We start from the raw sequence: 16719 nt of genomic DNA, 5'->3' as shown, positions 1-16719 counted from the left end.
GCATGCGGACATGCGGGTACACGAGAGCCGACGAGTCAGTCTACGTCAGCGCACCCGGAAACACGAATCGAGAGATCCTGCCCCGGAGGACAGATCGTTAAGCGCCCCCAGGGGCGCGAGGAACTGCCCGACAAACCCCCACGCACCCCCAGCCCCCATCCGGCAGGAGCCACCCTCCCCAGAAGGCGTCCTCAGACCAACGGATCCGGCGCGGCAACGATCCCGTGCTCCGCCAGCTTCGCCTTACCCCCGTCGGGAGACGTCAGCACCAGCGGACCCTCCTCGGTCAGCGCGACCGAGTGCTCCCAGTGCGAGGACCATGTGCCGTCCGTGGTGATGACCGTCCAGTCGTCCTCGAGGACCTCGGTCTTCGGGGTGCCCAGGGACACCATCGGCTCGATCGCCAGGCAGAAGCCGGGGACCAGCTTCGGGCCCTTGCCGCGCTTGCGCTCGACGTAGTTCAGCAGGTGCGGGTCCATGTGCATCTCGGTGCCGATGCCGTGGCCGCCGTAGTCCTCGATGATCCCGTAGCGCCCGCCGCCCGGCTTGGGCTGGCGGCGGATGTACGTCTCGATCGCCCTGGAGACGTCGACGAGGCGGTTGCCCTGCTTCATGGCCGCGATACCGGCCCACATCGACTCCTCGGTCACCCGGGAGAGCTCGACCAGTTCCGGGGCGTGACCAGAGCCGACGAAGGCGGTGTAGGCCGCGTCGCCGTGCCAGCCGTCGATGATCGCGCCGCAGTCGATGGAGATGACGTCCCCGTCCTTGAGGATGACGTCCTCGGACGGGATGCCGTGCACCACGACGTCGTTCACGGAGGTGCAGATCGTCGCCGGGAATCCGCCGTAACCGAGGAAGTTCGACTTCGCCCCGTGCTCGGCGAGCACCTTGCGGGCGACCTCGTCCAGATCCTTGGTGCTGGCCCCCGGTACCGCGGCCTCGCGCGTGGCCGCGTGAATGGCGGCGACGACCAACCCCGCCTCACGCATCTTGGCGATCTGCTCGGGGGTCTTGATCTGCACCATGATGGGAACGCGCCTCCTGGCCACTGGTATCGCGGCACACCAGGATACGCGTACGCACAGACGTACGCCGAAGCGGTGGAGGCGCCCCTCGGGCACGGCGGGCTGTGCCAGGTCGACGCAGACACGTCAGGGCCGTCCCGGTGCCCGGGAATACGAAGAAGCCCCCGTCGTCCCTGGTGGACGACGGGGGCTTCGCTGCGAAATCTCGAACGCTGCTACTTGGCGGCCTCGTCACGCTGAAGCGCCTCCATGGCGCGAGCCGTGACGTCCTCGACCTTGCCGAGCGCGGAGATGGTCACGACCAGTCCCTGCGCCTTGTAGTAGTCGATGATCGGCTCGGTCTGCGTGTGGTAGACCTCGAGCCGCTTGCGGACCGTCTCCTCCGAGTCGTCGTCCCGCTGGTACAGCTCGCCGCCGCAGGCGTCGCAGACGCCTTCCTGCTTCGGCCGGCTGTAGGTGACGTGGAAGACGTGGCTGGAGTCCTTGCGGCAGATCCGGCGCCCGGCGATCCGCTTGACGACCTCTTCCTCGGGGACCTCGAGGTCGAGCACCGCGTCCAGCTTCATGCTCTCGGACTGGAGCATCTCGTCGAGCGCCTCGGCCTGGGACACATTGCGCGGGAAGCCGTCCAGCAGGAAGCCGCCCTCGGCGTCCTGCTGCTCCATGCGGTCCTTGGCCATCCCGATGGTGACCTCGTCCGGCACCAGGTTGCCCGCGTCCATGTAGGACTTCGCGAGCTTCCCGAGTTCGGTCTGCCGGCTGATGTTGGCGCGGAACAGGTCGCCCGTGGAGATGTGCGGGATCGACAGGTTCTTGGCCAGGAACGCGGCCTGCGTTCCCTTCCCGGCACCCGGCGGCCCGACGAGGACGATTCGCATCAGCGGAGGAACCCTTCGTAATTGCGCTGCTGGAGCTGGCTCTCGATCTGCTTCACCGTCTCAAGACCCACACCCACGATGATCAGGATGCTGGTCCCGCCGAACGGGAAGTTTTGGTCTGCCCCGAAACCAGCCAACGCCATCGTCGGCACGAGAGCGATCAGACCCAAGTACAGCGAGCCCGGCCAGGTGATCCGGTTGAGCACGTAGGAGAGGTACTCAGCGGTCGGTCGGCCAGCCCGGATGCCCGGGATGAAGCCACCATACTTCTTCATGTTGTCCGCGACTTCCTCGGGGTTGAACGAGATGGCCACGTAGAAGAACGCGAAGAAGATGATCAGGAAGAAATAAAGGACGATGTGCGTCGGGGCGCTCGGCTGGGCGAGATTCTTTTCGATCCAGGTCTTCCACTCGGAGCTTCCACCGGCGAACTGCGCGATCAATGCCGGAATGTAGAGCAGCGACGAGGCAAAGATCACAGGGATGATGCCCGCCTGGTTGACCTTCAGCGGAATGTACGTCGACGTACCGCCGTAGGACCGGCGGCCGATCATCCGCTTCGCGTACTGGACCGGGATACGGCGCTGAGCCTGCTCGACGAAGACCACCAGGGCGATCACCACGAGGCCGACGGCGATGACGGTGCCGAACTCGATCCAGCCGTCGGCGAGCGAGCCCTGGTTCTTGATGGCCCACAGCGCGGACGGGAAGGTCGCGGCGATCGAGATGAACATCAGGATCGACATGCCGTTGCCGATGCCGCGGTCGGTGATGAGCTCACCGAGCCACATGACGGTGGCGGTACCGGCCGTCATGGTGATGACCATGACGATGGTGGTGAAGATCGAGCGGTCCGGGACGATCTGGCCGGCCACCTGGCAGTTCGGGAACAGCGAGCCGCTGCGGGCGGTGGCCACCAGGCCGGTGCCCTGAAGGATCGCGAGTGCCACGGTCAGGTAGCGGGTGTACTGCGTGATCTTCGCCGTACCGGCCTGGCCCTCCTTCTTGAGGGCTTCCAGACGCGGGATCACCACGGTCAGCAGCTGAAGGATGATGCTCGCCGTGATGTACGGCATGATGCCGAGCGCGAAGATCGTGATCTGGAGCAGCGCGCCACCACTGAACATGTTGACCAGGCCGAACAGACCCTGGTTCGTGTTCTGCTGATCGATGCAGACCTGGACGGCCCTGTAGTCGACGCCGGGGATCGGGATATGCGTACCGATCCGGTAGATCACGATGATGCCGAGCGTGAAGAGCAGCTTCTTGCGCAGGTCGGGCGTCTTGAACGCCCGGGCGAACGCGGTGAGCACGGTGCCTCCTGCGACCCCCGCGCTACTGCGTCAAGGGTGACGGTCTTGAGGTTCGACTAATAGGAACGACTTAGCTAACGGTCGACTGCCGCTCAGAGTGCCCCACACGACGCACTCAGTAAAAGTGGGCAGTGCAGGCCACCTTACCGGCGAGACCGCCGCCCTTGGAACGACCAACCGGGGATACCCCATTTGTGGGGTATCCCCGGTCGGGATCGCTCAAGTCATCGAGACGCCTGATGGATTCAGACGAGCTCGGTGACGCTGCCGCCGGCGGCGGTGATCTTCTCCTTGGCGGAGCCGGAGACGGCGTCGACCGTCACCTGCAGCGCCACGGAGATCTCGCCCTGGCCGAGGACCTTGACGAGGCTGTTCTTGCGAACGGCACCCTTGGCGACCAGACCCTCGACGGTGACCTCGCCACCCTCGGGGTACAGCGCCGCCAGCTTGTCGAGGTTCACGACCTGGTACTCGGTCTTGAACGGGTTCTTGAAGCCCTTCAGCTTCGGAAGACGCATGTGGAGGGGCATCTGGCCACCCTCGAAGCGCTCCGGAACCTGGTAACGAGCCTTCGTACCCTTGGTACCACGACCGGCCGTCTTACCCTTGGACGCCTCACCACGACCCACACGGGTCTTGGCGGTCTTGGCGCCCGGGGCGGGACGGAGGTTGTGGATCTTCAGCGGGTTCTGCTCCGCCATGATCAGTCGACCTCCTCGACCGTCACGAGGTGGCGGACGGTGTGCACCATGCCGCGGAACTCGGGGCGGTCCTCCTTGACGACCTGCGTGTTGATGCCCTTGAGACCAAGGGAGCGCAGGGTGTCACGGTGGTTCTGCTTGCTGCCGATGTAGGACTTGACCTGCGTGATCTTGAGCTGCGCCATGACCTACGCACCCGCCCCGGCACGCGCACGGAGAAGAGCCGCGGGGGCGACGTCCTCGAGGGGCAGACCACGGCGGGCCGCGATCTCCTCGGGACGCTGCAGACCCTTCAGGGCCTCCACGGTCGCGTGCACGATGTTGATGGCGTTGTCGGAGCCGAGCGACTTCGACAGCACGTCGTGAATACCGGCGCACTCGAGCACGGCACGCACCGGACCACCGGCGATAACACCGGTACCCGGGGACGCGGGCTTGAGCAGCACGACGCCGGCAGCCTTCTCACCCTGGATGGGGTGCGGGATGGTGCCCTGGATACGGGGGACCTTGAAGAAGTGCTTCTTGGCCTCCTCAACGCCCTTGGCGATGGCGGCCGGCACCTCCTTGGCCTTGCCGTAACCGACACCCACGGTGCCGTCACCGTCGCCCACCACGACCAGCGCGGTGAAGCTGAAGCGACGACCACCCTTCACAACCTTGGCGACGCGGTTGATCGCGACGACGCGCTCAACGTACGCGGTCTTCTCGGCGGCAGCAGCGCCGCCGTCACGGCCCTTCCGGTCCCGCCGCTCGCCGCCACCGGCACCGCTTCCGCGGCGCTGGGGTCCAGCCATTGGATTACCTCTCTCTTTCCGCTAGCTACAAGCGGCTCAGAACTTGAGCCCGGCTTCGCGGGCGGCGTCCGCCAGGGCGGCGATGCGCCCGGCGTACTGGTTGCCACCACGGTCGAACACGACGGCCTCGACACCGGCGGCCTTGGCACGCTCGGCGACCAGGGCGCCGACCTGCTTGGCCTGCGCGGACTTGTCGCCCTCGCCACCGCGGACGGAGGCGTCCAGGGTGGACGCCGACGCCAGGGTGTGGCCCTTCAGGTCGTCGATCACCTGCGCCACGATGTGGCGGTTGGAGCGGGTCACGACCAGACGGGGGCGCTCCGCCGTACCGTTGATCCGCTTGCGGATCCGGATGTGACGGCGCTTGATCGCGGCGCGCTTGTAGGCGTCGCCCTTGAGGATCTTCTGCCCGTATGCCATGGCTTACTTACCCGCCTTTCCGACCTTGCGGCGGATGACTTCGCCCTCGTACTTGACGCCCTTGGCCTTGTACGGGTCGGGCTTGCGCAGCTTGCGGATGTTGGCCGCAACCTCGCCGACCTTCTGCTTGTCGATGCCCTCGACCGAGAAGCGCGTGGGGGCCTCCACCTTGAAGGTGATGCCCTCGGGCGCCTCGACCAGGATCGGGTGGCTGTAACCGAGGGAGAACTCCAGGTTCGAGCCCTTGGCGACAACGCGGTAACCGACACCGCTGATTTCGAGCTTCTTCACGTAACCCTGGGTCACGCCGGTGATCATGTTCGCCACCAGCGTGCGGGACAGGCCGTGCAGGGCCTTGTTCTGACGCTCGTCGTTCGGACGGGTGACGTTCAGAACGCCGTCCTCGTCCTTAGCGATCTCGATCGGAGCCGCGACGGTGTGGGTCAGGGTGCCCTTGGAACCCTTCACCGTGACCGTCTGGCCGTCGATGGTGACGTCCACGCCGGCGGGAACCGTGATGGGGAGCTTGCCAATACGCGACATAGCTGTTTCCTCCGTTCCCTTCCGTTACCAGACGTAGGCGAGAACTTCTCCGCCTACGCCCTTCTTGCCGGCCTGCTTGTCGGTCAGGAGACCGTGCGACGTGGAGATGATCGCCACGCCGAGGCCACCGAGAACCTTGGGCAGGTTGGTGGACTTCGCGTAAACCCGCAGACCGGGCTTGGAGATCCGCTTGATGCCCGCGATGGAGCGCTCACGGTTGGGGCCGAACTTCAGCTCCAGGACGAGGTTCTTGCCGACCTCGGCGTCCTCGACCTTCCAGCCCGTGATGAAGCCCTCCTGCTGGAGGATCTCCGCGATGTGCGACTTGATCTTCGAGTGCGGCATCGCCACGGTGTCGTGGTACGCCGAGTTCGCGTTCCGCAGACGCGTAAGCATGTCTGCGATCGGATCAGTCATGGTCATGAATTGGCCTTCGGCCTCTCTCGCCGGGGTTTCCTGATGCGCCATCCCTCTCCCCGATCCGAGACGGGACGGGTGCGGCGCGGTGGACCTACGGCGTAGTAAGTCGTACGGGCGTGACAGGCGCCCAACCCCACAAGCCTAAGCCATGCGGGGATGGGCCCTGTCCACCCAGATGCTTACCGAGAGCTTCCGGAATCCCTGAAAGAGGGGATTACCAGGAGCTCTTGGTCACGCCCGGCAGCTCGCCACGGTGAGCCATCTCACGAAGGCACACGCGGCACAGGCCGAACTTGCGGTACACGGAGTGCGGGCGGCCGCAGCGCTGGCAGCGGGTGTAGCCACGCACACCGAACTTGGGCTTGCGAGCAGCCTTAGCGATCAGAGCCTTCTTCGCCATCTCGCTCACGCCTCCTTGAAGGGGAAGCCGAGGTGACGAAGGAGCGCGCGGCCCTCAGCGTCGTTGGTCGCCGTGGTGACCACGGTGATGTCCATACCCCGGACGCGGTCGATCTTGTCCTGGTCGATCTCGTGGAACATGACCTGCTCCGTGAGACCGAAGGTGTAGTTGCCACGGCCGTCGAACTGCTTGGGGGACAGACCACGGAAGTCGCGGATGCGCGGCAGCGCGAGCGACAGGGTGCGGTCCAGGAACTCCCACATGCGGTCGCCACGAAGCGTGACGTGGGCACCGATCGGCTGGCCCTCACGCAGCTTGAACTGCGCGATGGACTTGCGGGCCTTGGTGACGGCCGGCTTCTGACCGGTGATGGTGGTCAGGTCGCGGATCGCGCCCTCGATCAGCTTCGAGTCACGGGCGGCGTCGCCGACACCCATGTTGACCACGATCTTGACGAGACCGGGGATCTGCATGACGTTCTCGTACTTGAACTCGTCACGCAGCTTGCCCGCGATCTCCTCGCGGTACTTCTGCTTCAGACGCGGAGTGGTGGTGGTAGCCATCAGATGTCCTCACCCGTCCGCTTGGCAACGCGGATCTTGTTGCCTTCGTCGTCGAAGCGGTAGCCGACACGCGTGACGACCTTGTTGCCGTCCTTCTCAACGACCAGCTGGACGTTGGAGACGTGGATCGGCGCCTCGGTCGTGACGATGCCGCCGGCCTGCGAACCGCGAGCGGTCGGACCGGCCTTGGTGTGCTTCTTGACCCGGTTGACACCCTCGACCAGGACACGCTCGTCGCGCGGGTAAGCGGCAATGACCTTGCCCTGCTTGCCCTTGTCCTTGCCGGTGATGACCTGGACCAGGTCGCCCTTCTTGATCTTCATGCTTACAGCACCTCCGGCGCGAGCGAGATGATCTTCATGAACTTCTTCTCGCGCAGCTCACGGCCGACGGGGCCGAAGATACGGGTGCCGCGAGGGTCGCCGTCGTTCTTCAGAATGACGGCGGCGTTCTCGTCGAAGCGGATGTACGAGCCGTCCGGACGGCGGCGCTCCTTGACGGTGCGAACGATGACCGCCTTGACGACGTCACCCTTCTTCACGTTGCCACCGGGGATCGCGTCCTTGACGGTGGCGACGATGACGTCACCGATGCCCGCGTAGCGGCGACCGGAGCCACCGAGCACACGGATGCAAAGGATCTCCTTCGCACCAGTGTTGTCGGCGACCCGCAGTCGCGACTCCTGCTGGATCACGTCTATCTCCTGATTGTCTGCCGGTTCCCGGCAGGGGCCGCCCCGTTACGAGGTGGACCCCTGCCGAGCCTGGCGGAACTGACCTGCGGGATTACCCCCGCAGGAAATTACTTGGCCTTCTCGAGGATCTCGACGACGCGCCAGCGCTTCGTCGCGGACAGCGGCCGGGTCTCCATGAGGAGGACGCGGTCGCCGACACCCGCGGCGTTCTGCTCGTCGTGCGCCTTGAGCTTGTTGGTACGGCGGATGACCTTGCCGTACAGCGCGTGCTTCACACGGTCCTCGACGGCGACGACGACGGTCTTGTCCATCTTGTCGCTGACGACGAGACCCTCACGGGTCTTGCGGAAACCGCGCGCCTCTGCGTTCTCAGTCACGTTCTTCTCGCTCATCAGGCGTTCTCCACCGTTTCGATGCCCAGCTCACGCTCGCGCATCAGGGTGTAGATCCGCGCGATGTCCTTGCGGACCGCCTTGAGACGGCCGTGGTTCTCGAGCTGACCGGTCGCCGCCTGGAAGCGGAGGTTGAACAGCTCTTCCTTGGCCTCGCGGAGCTTCGCCAGAAGCTCCTCGTTGCCCAGCTCGCGCAGCTCGGACGCCTTGGTACCGGCCGACATCACGCTTCACCTGCCTCGCGCTTGACGATCCGGCACTTCATCGGCAGCTTGTGGGCGGCGCGAGTCAGAGCCTCACGGGCGATCTTCTCGTTGGGGTACGACAGCTCGAACATCACGCGTCCGGGCTTGACGTTGGCGATCCACCACTCCGGAGAACCCTTACCGGAACCCATGCGGGTCTCGGCAGGCTTCTTGGTGAGGGGACGGTCCGGGTAGATGTTGATCCAGACCTTGCCACCACGCTTGATGTGACGCGTCATGGCGATACGAGCGGCCTCGATCTGGCGGTTCGTCACATACGCCGGGGTGAGCGCCTGGATGCCGTACTCGCCGAACGCAACCTGCGTTCCACCCTTGGACATACCGTTGCGCTTCGGGTGGTGCTGCTTGCGGTGCTTGACCCTACGGGGGATCAGCATGTCGGTCAGGCCTCCGTTCCGGTGCTCTCAGCCGGAGCGGACGCGGGAGCCTCGGCCTTGGGGGCCTCGGAACCGGCAGCCTGCTGCGGCTTGCGACCGCGCCGCTCGCCACCACGGCCACCACGGGCCGGGCGGTCGGCACCACCACGGGCCGGGCGGTTACCCGCACGGGCCGCAGCGTTCTCGGCGCGGACCTCGGCGATGTTCTTGACGTCGCCCTTGTAGATCCAGACCTTCACACCGATGCGGCCGAAGGTCGTCTTGGCCTCGAAGAAGCCGTAGTCCACGTTCGCACGGAGCGTGTGCAGGGGCACGCGGCCCTCGCGGTAGAACTCCGAGCGGGACATCTCGGCGCCACCGAGGCGGCCACCGCACTGGATCTTGATGCCCTTGGCGCCGGCCTTCATCGCCGACTGCATGCTCTTACGCATGGCGCGGCGGAAGGAGACGCGGGAGGAGAGCTGCTCGGCAACGGCCTGGGCAACCAGCTGAGCGTCGGTCTCGGGGTTCTTGACCTCGAGGATGTTCAGCTGGACCTGCTTGCCCGTGAGCTTCTCGAGGTCACCGCGGATGCGGTCGGCCTCGGCGCCACGGCGGCCGATGACGATGCCCGGACGCGCCGTGTGGATGTCCACCCGCACGCGGTCACGGGTGCGCTCGATCTCAACCTTCGAGATACCGGCGCGCTCCATGCCGGACGTCATCATCCGACGGATGGCGACGTCTTCCTTGACGTAGTCCTTGTACAGCTTGTCGGCGTACCACCGGGACTTGAAGTCCGTGGTGACACCGAGCCGGAACCCATGCGGGTTAACCTTCTGGCCCATTACCGGGTTCCTTCCTTGCTGCTGACGACCACGGTGATGTGGCTGGTCCGCTTGCGGATCCGGTAGGCACGGCCCTGGGCACGCGGACGGAACCGCTTCAGGGTCGGACCCTCGTCAACGTACGCCTCGCTGATGAACAGCGAGGAGGCGTCCGGGTGGTCGTAGTTGTGCGCGGCGTTGGCGATGGCGCTGTCGAGCACCTTGCCGACGGGCACGGAGGCTGCCTGCGGAGCGAATCGCAGAACAGCCTGAGCCTCCGTGGCATCCATGCCACGGATAAGGTCCACCACGCGGCGGGCCTTCATGGGCGTAACGCGGATGTACCGCGCCTGGGCCCTGGCTTCCATGGTTGTCCCTCTCAGTTACTTACGTGTCTGAATGCGATCCGCTACTAGCGGCGCTTCGACTTCCGGTCGTCCTTGACGTGGCCCCGGAAGGTGCGCGTCGGCGAGAACTCGCCGAGCTTGTGGCCGACCATCGACTCGGTGACGAACACCGGGATGTGGGTCTTGCCGTTGTGCACCGCGAGCGTGTGGCCGAGCATGGCCGGCACGATCATGGAGCGACGGGACCAGGTCTTGATGACGTTCTTGGTGCCGGCTTCGTTCTGGGCTTCCACCTTCTTGATCAGGTGGTCGTCGACGAAGGGCCCCTTCTTGAGACTGCGCGGCATCTAAACCCGCTCCTAGCGCTTCTTGTTCGTCTTGCGGCGGCGGACGATGTACTTGTTCGACGCCTTCTTGGGCGAACGAGTACGACCCTCCTTCTGACCCCACGGGGAGACCGGGTGGCGACCACCGGAGGTCTTGCCCTCACCACCACCGTGCGGGTGGTCAACCGGGTTCATCGCCACACCGCGAACGGTCGGGCGAACGCCCAGCCAGCGCTTACGGCCGGCCTTACCCCAGTTGATGTTGCTCTGCTCGGCGTTGCCGACCTCGCCGACGGTGGCGCGGCAGCGCACGTCGACCAGGCGGATCTCACCGGAGGGCATGCGCAGGTGGGCCATCTGGCCCTCCTTCGCGAGCAGCTGCACGGAGGCACCGGCGGAGCGGGCGAACTTGGCGCCGCCACCGGGACGGAGCTCGATCGCGTGGATCGTGGTACCGACCGGGATGTTGCGCAGCGCCAGGTTGTTGCCCGGCTTGATGTCGGCCCCGGGACCGTTCTCCACGCGGTCACCCTGCTGCAGGTTGCGCGGGGCGAGGATGTAGCGCTTCTCGCCGTCGGCGTAGTGCAGCAGCGCGATGCGCGCGGTGCGGTTGGGGTCGTACTCGATGTGCGCGACCTTCGCCGGCACGCCGTCCTTGTCGTGACGACGGAAGTCGATCACACGGTAGGCGCGCTTGTGGCCACCACCCTGGTGGCGGACGGTCACACGACCGGAGTTGTTACGGCCACCCTTGCTGTGCAGGGGGCGGACCAACGACTTCTCCGGCGTGGACCGCGTGACCTCGACGAAGTCGGCGACGCTGGAGCCACGACGGCCCGGCGTAGTCGGCTTGTACTTGCGGATTCCCATTTCTCAGTCCTCGTCCGATATCGGACGATCCGGACCGCCCTCAGGCGGTCGGACCGCCGAAGATGTCGATACGGTCGCCCTCGGCGAGGGTCACGATCGCGCGCTTGGTGCCGGCACGCTGGCCGAAGCCCGTGCGGGTCCGCTTGCGCTTGCCCTGGCGGTTGATCGTGTTGACCCCGGTGACCTTGACCTCGAAGACCGCCTCGACGGCCTGCTTGATCTGGGTCTTGTTGGAGCTCGGCGCGACGATGAACGTGTACTTGTTCTCGTCGAGAAGCGCGTAGCTCTTCTCGGACACGACCGGCTTGATCAGGATGTCACGGAGGTCCGTGAAAGCCTTGCTCGCCGGAGTGACGACGGTGTTCTTGCCCTCGGCGGCGTGGCGACGCGCCTTGGCGACGCGAGCGGCCTTGGCCTTCTTCGCGGCCTTGGAGGCAATGGCGGGGTGACGGATAGCCATCAGGCCTCGCTCCCTTCGGTGTCAGTGGCCTTCGGGCCCGACACGAAGGACTCGAACGCGGCCTGGGTGAAGACCACGTCGTCCGAGACGAGAACGTCGTACGTGTTCAGCTGGCCCGGCTCCAGGATGTGGACCTGGGGCAGGTTGCGGGCGGACAGCCACGCGGCCTCGTCGGCGCGCTCGACGACCAGGAGCAGGTTCTTGCGCTCCGAGATCTTGCCGAACAGGCTCTTGGCGGCCTTCGTGGACGGGTTGTCGCCCTCGATCACGCCGGAGACGACGTGGATGCGGTTGTTGCGGGCCCGGTCGGTGAGGGCGTGGCGCAGGGCCGCGGCCTTCATCTTCTTCGGGGTCCGCTGCGAGTAGTCACGCGGCACGGGACCGTGCACGACGCCACCACCGGCGAACTGCGGCGCGCGGGTCGAACCCTGACGGGCGCGACCGGTGCCCTTCTGGCGGTAAGGCTTCTTGCCACCACCACGGACTTCACCGCGGGTCTTGGTCTTGTGCGTGCCCTGACGGGCAGCGGCCAGCTGCGCGACGACGACCTGGTGGAGCAGCGGAACGCTGATCTTCTCTACGTCGAAGATCTCCGCGGGGAGCTCGACGGAACCGGCCTTGTCGCCCGCCGGCGAAAGGATGTCAACAGTGCTCATCGGTTACCTCAGGCCCCCTTGGCCGCGGTGCGGACCAGGACGAGGCCGCCGTTCGGACCGGGAACCGCGCCCTTGATGAGCAGCAGACCCTTCTCCGCGTCAACGGCGTGGACGGTCAGGTTCTGGGTGGTGACCCGCTCGTTGCCCATACGACCCGCCATGCGGAGGCCCTTGAACACACGGCCCGGGGTGGCGCAGCCACCGATGGAACCGGGAGAGCGGTGCTTGCGCTGGGTGCCGTGTCCGGCGCCGAGGCCCTTGAAGTTGTGACGCTTCATGACACCGGCGAAGCCCTTGCCCTTGCTCTTGCCGGTGACGTCGACCTTCACGCCGGCCTCGAAGACCTCGGCGGTGACTTCCTGGCCGAGCGTGTACTCGGAGGCGTCAGCGGTGCGGATCTCGACGAGGTGACGACGGGGGGTGACGTCGGCCTTCGCGAAGTGGCCCTTGAGGGGCTTGTTCACCTTGCGCGGGTCGATCTCGCCGAAGGCGAGCTGGACGGACTCGTAGCCGTCGACGTCGTTGGTACGAACCTGGGTGACGACGTTGGGGCCGGCCTTGACGACGGTGACCGGAACAACACGGTTGTTCGCGTCCCACACCTGCGTCATGCCGAGCTTCTCGCCCAGGATGCCCTTGATCTGCTTAGCCATCTCTCAGATCACCGGCCTCAGAGCTTGATCTCGATGTCGACACCGGCCGGGAGGTCGAGTCGCATCAGAGAGTCAACGGTCTTGGGGGTCGGGTCGAGGATGTCGATCAGGCGCTTGTGCGTGCGCATCTCGAAGTGCTCGCGCGAGTCCTTGTACTTGTGCGGCGACTTGATGACGCAGTACACGTTCTTCTCAGTGGGCAGCGGCACCGGGCCCGCGACCGACGCACCAGTGCGGGTCACCGTCTCGACGATCTTCTTCGCCGAGGAGTCGATGACCTCGTGGTCGTAGGCCTTGAGCCGGATGCGGATCTTCTGTCCCGCCATGGCTACTCAGTAGTCCTGTCTCTCTAACGCTCTGGAACCCGGTGTTCCGCGCCCTCTCCTCCGACCCACGCGGTCGGGCGTGTCGCGTTCCCGCTGACATAGATGTCCCTTGTTCGAACATCCCTGCGTGGGAACACGGCCCTTCCGGAACCGCAAGCCGGGAGCTAGGAGGCCCACCGGGTGCCTGGCCGGTGCCGCGCTGACACTTCCCGGAAGATTCCCGTACGTCCGCCCCAGCGCTGCCTTACGGCAGTTAGGGCGACGAGTACTGTGGGACTCGCTTCCGGTCCTCCCGGCGGGAGGCGCGCAGCATCAACACTCGACCGAGCAACTCGGACAGTCTGCCATATGGGGCAGGGGCCTGGCCAATCGAGCGGGAGAGAATACCCCGAGGGTGACGCAGGTCAAACCCGGGCCGCGCCACCCTCCCGCCGACCGGGTGCCCGCCGCCTGATTTGCGGTGATGCGTCCGTACCGTCGTCCACCAGCGCCCGGACCAGCCCGTGGTCCGGGGACAGCCGGCACGCGGGGTCCGCCCGGTCGGCGTCCCCGGTGAGCGCGTACGCCTGGCAGCGGCAGCCGCCGAAGTCCTCCTCACGGCGGGAGCAGCTGCGGCAGGGCTCGGCCATCCAGTCGGTGCCGCGGTAGCGGGTGAACGCCTGGGAGCGGCCCCAGATCCAGCTCAGGGAATGGTCCCGGACGTTCGGCGGGTCCAGGTCGGGCATGCCGGCCGCGGCCGGACAGGGCAGGGCGGTGCCGTCCGGGGCGACGGTGAGGGAGACCGCGCCCCAGCCGCCCATGCACGGCTTGGCGACCCCGTCGAAGTAGTCGGGGACCACCCAGACCAGCTCGGGACCCGTCGGCAGCCTGTCCCGCCACCGCTCGACGGCGTCCCGCGCACCGGCGAGCTGCTCGCGCGTGGGCAGCAGCGCGGCCCGGTTGAGCAGCCCCCAGCCGTAGAACTGCGCGTTGGCCAGCTCGATGCGGTCCACGCCCCAGTTCACGCCGAGCTCGACCAGGGCGTCGACGGCGTCCAGGTTCTCGCGGTGCAGGACGACATTGAGGCCGAGCGGCAGGCCGGCGGCCCGGACGAGCTCGGCGGCGCGTTCCTTCTCCGCGAAGGACCGGCGTCCACCGATCCGGTCGGAGGCGTCCGGATCGGCGTGCTGGACGGACAGCTGGACACTCCTCAGGCCCGCGGCGGCGAGCGCCCGGAGCCGGGCCTCGTCCAGGCCGACGCCGCTGGTGACCAGCTGGGTGTAGATGCCCGCGCTCTCGGCGGCGGTGACAATCTCTTCCAGGTCCTGGCGCAGCAGCGGCTCACCGCCCGACAGATGCGTGTGGACGACGCCCAGCCGGGCCGCCTGGCGCAGCACATCGGCCCACTGCGCGGTGGTCAGTTCGCGCGAGCGGCGGGTCAGCTCCAGCGGGTTGGAGCAGTAGCCGCAGTGCAGGGGGCAGGCATGGGTGAGTTCGGCCAGCAGGGCCCAGGGCCGGTTGGGCGCGGGGGGTGCGGCGGCGGGGGGCGTCGCCTCCACGGCGGTCATCGCAGCCAGCCCTCCTTGCGCAGCCGTTCCAGGAACGGCGGGACGTCGGTGGCGACGGGGGCGCCGGGGAAGCGCATGATCAGCTCGTCGATGATCCCGGGCACGCTGCGGGTGCCGTCGCACAGGGCGACGACGGCTTCGGCCCGGCCCGACAGGACGACGACGCGTTCGGGCAGGACCAGCAGGTCCACCTCGCGCACCGGGTCGCGCCGGCGCACGATCGCGGGGGCCAGCGCGGGGCGCCAGCCGGTCGCGGGCGGGGCCGGCCTCATTCCGGCTCCCGGCGGCCGGCCCGGTCCACTTCCGGCTCCCGGCGTCCGGCCCGGTCCACGGCGTCCAGCAGCGACCACAGGACGTCGCATTTGAAGCGCAGGGCGGCCACGGCTCGTTCCTGGTCGTCCCGGCCGCGGGCCCAGCCCAGCACCAGGTCGAGGGCCTCCCGGCTGTCGCGCCGGCCTTGGGAGACCCGGGCGCGGAAGTAGGCGAGGCCCTCGGCGTCGATCCAGGCGTAGTGGCGTTCGAAGGCGTCGATGCGGGTGCGCATCAGGTCCGGGGCGGACAGCTCGGTGAGTGAGGCGGCGACGGCTTCGAGGGGCGAGCGCAGCCGGCAGAAGTTGACGTATCCGTCGACCGCCAGCCGTACGCCGGGCAGGACGGCGGTGCCCTGCAGCAGGGTCTCGCGGTTCAGGCCGGCCGCCTCGCCGAGGCGCAGCCAGCGCTCGATGCCGCCCTCGCCCTCCTGGAGCCCGTCGTGGTCCTGGATGCGGCGCAGCCACATCCGGCGCAGCGCGGCGGTGTCCAGCTTGGCGGTGATCAGGGCGTCCTTGACGGGGATGTGGCGCTGGTAGTGGAAGCGGTTGACGATCCAGCGGCGCAGTTCCCCGGGGGTGAGGTCGCCGCTGTGCATCCGGATGTTGAAGGGGTGCCGGTGGTGGTAGTGGTCCTCCCCCACCGCGCGCAGTCGTGCCTCGAACTCCGCGGGGCTCCAGGGCTCCGTGAGCGGGGCGAGTGTCGTCGTCACAGCTCGATCACCATGCCGTCCTGTGCCACCTCGAGGCCCAGCCGGGCGAGCCGCTTGTGCTGGGGTGCCGCCGGGTCGACGAGGGGGTTGGTGTTGTTGAGGTGGGTGTAGAGGCATCGCGCGGTCAGCCCGGCGAGGCGGTCGGCGGTGCCGCCGGGCCCCTCGATGGGCAGGTGGCCCATGCCGGTGGCGGTGCGGGAGGAGATACCGGTGCGGCGGGGCTCCTCGTCGTCCCAGAAGGTGCCGTCGACGATGACGCAGTCGGCCTCGGCGGCGGCCTGCTGGAGGCGGTCCGGCCAGGCGGCCAGCGCCGGGGCGTAGAGGGCACTGGCACCGGAGGCGGGGTCGTACAGGCGCAGGGCGACCACCCATGCCTCGTCGTCCGGGGCGTCGGCGGCGTAGCGCGGGCGCTTGCCGGACACCGGGATGCCGCTGATGTGCAGACCGTGCGTGCCGTGCGGACCCTCGGGGGTGCCGTCCAGCGGCTCTGCGCCGTGCGCGGGCAGCTCCCGCCAGGTCAGGTCGGTGTACGGCGTCAGCACCTCGCCGAGGCGCAGGTGCTCCAGCAGCGCCCGGCGGACCGGCTCCGTCGCCGTCACCTGGAGGACGTCCGCCTCGCGCAGGCGGGCGATGCCCAGGGTGTGGTCGAGTTCGGCGTCGGTGAGGACCACGCCGGCGACGGGGGTCTGCCGGGGGCCGGGACCGGGGTGGAGTTCGGGCCGCTCCTCGATCTGGTCGCCGATGTCGGGGGTCGCGTTGACGACGTACCAGCGTCCCTCGCCCGTCCGTACGGCGAGCGAGGCGTGCCGGCGGCGTCGGTGCGGGTGGGCGCGTGCCCCGGAGCAGCCGGGGCACGCGCAGTTCCACTGGGGGATGCCGCCGCCCGCGGCGGTGCCGAGTACCAGCAGCAGCATGGCG

28 protein-coding genes are annotated in these 16719 nt (G+C 67.5%); all 28 read right to left on the bottom strand.

Going from position 1 to position 16719, the window contains the following annotated elements:
• Positions 1-191: 191 nt before the first annotated feature.
• Entirely contained in the window at positions 192-1028 is an 837-nt protein-coding gene (gene map, locus ACHBTE_RS05590; RefSeq protein ID WP_394722243.1) for a type I methionyl aminopeptidase, read from the bottom strand.
• A gap of 215 nt (positions 1029-1243) precedes the next feature.
• Entirely contained in the window at positions 1244-1906 is a 663-nt protein-coding gene (locus tag ACHBTE_RS05585; protein ID WP_394722242.1) for an adenylate kinase, read from the bottom strand.
• A complete protein-coding gene (gene secY, locus ACHBTE_RS05580; RefSeq protein WP_394722241.1) occupies positions 1906-3219 on the bottom strand; it encodes a preprotein translocase subunit SecY in 1314 nt (437 codons plus the stop codon). Before secY ends, ACHBTE_RS05585 begins: the two co-directional genes overlap by 1 nt.
• A gap of 245 nt (positions 3220-3464) precedes the next feature.
• On the bottom strand, positions 3465-3920 hold the full coding sequence (gene rplO / locus ACHBTE_RS05575) for a 50S ribosomal protein L15 (protein ID WP_019753100.1): 456 nt from the start codon (positions 3918-3920) through the stop codon (positions 3465-3467).
• A gap of 2 nt (positions 3921-3922) precedes the next feature.
• Positions 3923-4105, bottom strand: coding sequence for a 50S ribosomal protein L30 (gene rpmD / locus ACHBTE_RS05570; protein ID WP_003974250.1), 183 nt, complete (start codon positions 4103-4105; stop codon positions 3923-3925).
• A gap of 3 nt (positions 4106-4108) precedes the next feature.
• Positions 4109-4714, bottom strand: a complete 606-nt coding sequence (gene rpsE / locus ACHBTE_RS05565) for a 30S ribosomal protein S5 (RefSeq protein ID WP_019753099.1) — start codon at positions 4712-4714, stop codon at positions 4109-4111.
• Positions 4715-4750: 36 nt separating this feature from the next.
• Positions 4751-5134, bottom strand: a complete 384-nt coding sequence (rplR, locus tag ACHBTE_RS05560) for a 50S ribosomal protein L18 (RefSeq protein ID WP_134040835.1) — start codon at positions 5132-5134, stop codon at positions 4751-4753.
• A 3-nt stretch (positions 5135-5137) separates the two neighbouring features.
• Positions 5138-5677 (bottom strand): 50S ribosomal protein L6, encoded by a 540-nt coding sequence (gene rplF / locus ACHBTE_RS05555; protein WP_394722240.1) that lies wholly within the window; start codon positions 5675-5677, stop codon positions 5138-5140.
• Positions 5678-5701: 24 nt separating this feature from the next.
• Positions 5702-6100 carry a 30S ribosomal protein S8 gene (rpsH, locus tag ACHBTE_RS05550; protein WP_015658459.1) on the bottom strand — a complete coding sequence of 133 codons (399 nt, stop codon included), beginning with the start codon at positions 6098-6100 and terminating at the stop codon, positions 5702-5704.
• A gap of 211 nt (positions 6101-6311) precedes the next feature.
• A complete protein-coding gene (locus ACHBTE_RS05545; RefSeq protein WP_003948630.1) occupies positions 6312-6497 on the bottom strand; it encodes a type Z 30S ribosomal protein S14 in 186 nt (61 codons plus the stop codon).
• A gap of 5 nt (positions 6498-6502) precedes the next feature.
• Positions 6503-7060 carry a 50S ribosomal protein L5 gene (rplE, locus tag ACHBTE_RS05540; protein WP_016434630.1) on the bottom strand — a complete coding sequence of 186 codons (558 nt, stop codon included), beginning with the start codon at positions 7058-7060 and terminating at the stop codon, positions 6503-6505.
• Positions 7060-7383 (bottom strand): 50S ribosomal protein L24, encoded by a 324-nt coding sequence (gene rplX / locus ACHBTE_RS05535; protein ID WP_053674523.1) that lies wholly within the window; start codon positions 7381-7383, stop codon positions 7060-7062. Before rplX ends, rplE begins: the two co-directional genes overlap by 1 nt.
• A gap of 2 nt (positions 7384-7385) precedes the next feature.
• Positions 7386-7754 carry a 50S ribosomal protein L14 gene (gene rplN, locus ACHBTE_RS05530; RefSeq protein ID WP_003998823.1) on the bottom strand — a complete coding sequence of 123 codons (369 nt, stop codon included), beginning with the start codon at positions 7752-7754 and terminating at the stop codon, positions 7386-7388.
• 107 nt (positions 7755-7861) lie between these two features.
• Entirely contained in the window at positions 7862-8146 is a 285-nt protein-coding gene (gene rpsQ / locus ACHBTE_RS05525) for a 30S ribosomal protein S17 (protein ID WP_018543912.1), read from the bottom strand.
• Positions 8146-8370 (bottom strand): 50S ribosomal protein L29, encoded by a 225-nt coding sequence (gene rpmC, locus ACHBTE_RS05520; protein ID WP_007494763.1) that lies wholly within the window; start codon positions 8368-8370, stop codon positions 8146-8148. The genes rpsQ and rpmC overlap by 1 nt, the downstream gene beginning before the upstream one ends.
• Positions 8370-8789: a 50S ribosomal protein L16 gene (gene rplP / locus ACHBTE_RS05515; protein ID WP_009190136.1), complete on the bottom strand. Its 420-nt coding sequence runs from the start codon at positions 8787-8789 to the stop codon at positions 8370-8372. The genes rpmC and rplP overlap by 1 nt, the downstream gene beginning before the upstream one ends.
• A 5-nt stretch (positions 8790-8794) precedes the next feature.
• The gene (gene rpsC, locus ACHBTE_RS05510; protein WP_031477835.1) at positions 8795-9616 is read right to left on the bottom strand and encodes a 30S ribosomal protein S3; all 822 of its coding nucleotides are present in this window, start codon (positions 9614-9616) and stop codon (positions 8795-8797) included.
• Positions 9616-9963: a 50S ribosomal protein L22 gene (gene rplV / locus ACHBTE_RS05505; protein ID WP_053759515.1), complete on the bottom strand. Its 348-nt coding sequence runs from the start codon at positions 9961-9963 to the stop codon at positions 9616-9618. Before rplV ends, rpsC begins: the two co-directional genes overlap by 1 nt.
• 44 nt (positions 9964-10007) lie before the next feature.
• The gene (rpsS, locus tag ACHBTE_RS05500) at positions 10008-10289 is read right to left on the bottom strand and encodes a 30S ribosomal protein S19 (protein ID WP_019753092.1); all 282 of its coding nucleotides are present in this window, start codon (positions 10287-10289) and stop codon (positions 10008-10010) included.
• A 12-nt stretch (positions 10290-10301) separates the two neighbouring features.
• A complete protein-coding gene (rplB, locus tag ACHBTE_RS05495) occupies positions 10302-11138 on the bottom strand; it encodes a 50S ribosomal protein L2 (RefSeq protein ID WP_030046376.1) in 837 nt (278 codons plus the stop codon).
• Positions 11139-11178: 40 nt separating this feature from the next.
• Positions 11179-11598: a 50S ribosomal protein L23 gene (rplW, locus tag ACHBTE_RS05490; RefSeq protein WP_394722238.1), complete on the bottom strand. Its 420-nt coding sequence runs from the start codon at positions 11596-11598 to the stop codon at positions 11179-11181.
• Positions 11598-12254, bottom strand: a complete 657-nt coding sequence (gene rplD / locus ACHBTE_RS05485) for a 50S ribosomal protein L4 (RefSeq protein WP_394722237.1) — start codon at positions 12252-12254, stop codon at positions 11598-11600. The genes rplW and rplD overlap by 1 nt, the downstream gene beginning before the upstream one ends.
• Positions 12255-12262: 8 nt before the next feature.
• A complete protein-coding gene (rplC, locus tag ACHBTE_RS05480) occupies positions 12263-12907 on the bottom strand; it encodes a 50S ribosomal protein L3 (protein ID WP_394722236.1) in 645 nt (214 codons plus the stop codon).
• A 17-nt stretch (positions 12908-12924) separates the two neighbouring features.
• Positions 12925-13233 carry a 30S ribosomal protein S10 gene (gene rpsJ / locus ACHBTE_RS05475; protein WP_003948644.1) on the bottom strand — a complete coding sequence of 103 codons (309 nt, stop codon included), beginning with the start codon at positions 13231-13233 and terminating at the stop codon, positions 12925-12927.
• 404 nt (positions 13234-13637) lie between these two features.
• A complete protein-coding gene (pqqE, locus tag ACHBTE_RS05470; protein WP_394722235.1) occupies positions 13638-14780 on the bottom strand; it encodes a pyrroloquinoline quinone biosynthesis protein PqqE in 1143 nt (380 codons plus the stop codon).
• Positions 14777-15052: a pyrroloquinoline quinone biosynthesis peptide chaperone PqqD gene (gene pqqD, locus ACHBTE_RS05465; protein ID WP_394722234.1), complete on the bottom strand. Its 276-nt coding sequence runs from the start codon at positions 15050-15052 to the stop codon at positions 14777-14779. Before pqqD ends, pqqE begins: the two co-directional genes overlap by 4 nt.
• Complete coding sequence (gene pqqC, locus ACHBTE_RS05460; RefSeq protein ID WP_394722233.1) at positions 15049-15801, bottom strand: pyrroloquinoline-quinone synthase PqqC; 753 nt, start codon at positions 15799-15801, stop codon at positions 15049-15051. Before pqqC ends, pqqD begins: the two co-directional genes overlap by 4 nt.
• Positions 15798-16715 carry a pyrroloquinoline quinone biosynthesis protein PqqB gene (pqqB, locus tag ACHBTE_RS05455; protein ID WP_394722231.1) on the bottom strand — a complete coding sequence of 306 codons (918 nt, stop codon included), beginning with the start codon at positions 16713-16715 and terminating at the stop codon, positions 15798-15800. The genes pqqC and pqqB overlap by 4 nt, the downstream gene beginning before the upstream one ends.
• Positions 16716-16719 lie beyond the last annotated feature (4 nt).

The sequence above is a fragment of the Streptomyces sp. M41 genome (genome assembly GCF_043673425.1).
Taxonomy (GTDB): domain Bacteria; phylum Actinomycetota; class Actinomycetes; order Streptomycetales; family Streptomycetaceae; genus Streptomyces.
The sequence above is the reverse complement of the archived record's forward strand: the minus strand, read 5'-3'. Positions and strand labels throughout refer to the sequence as shown.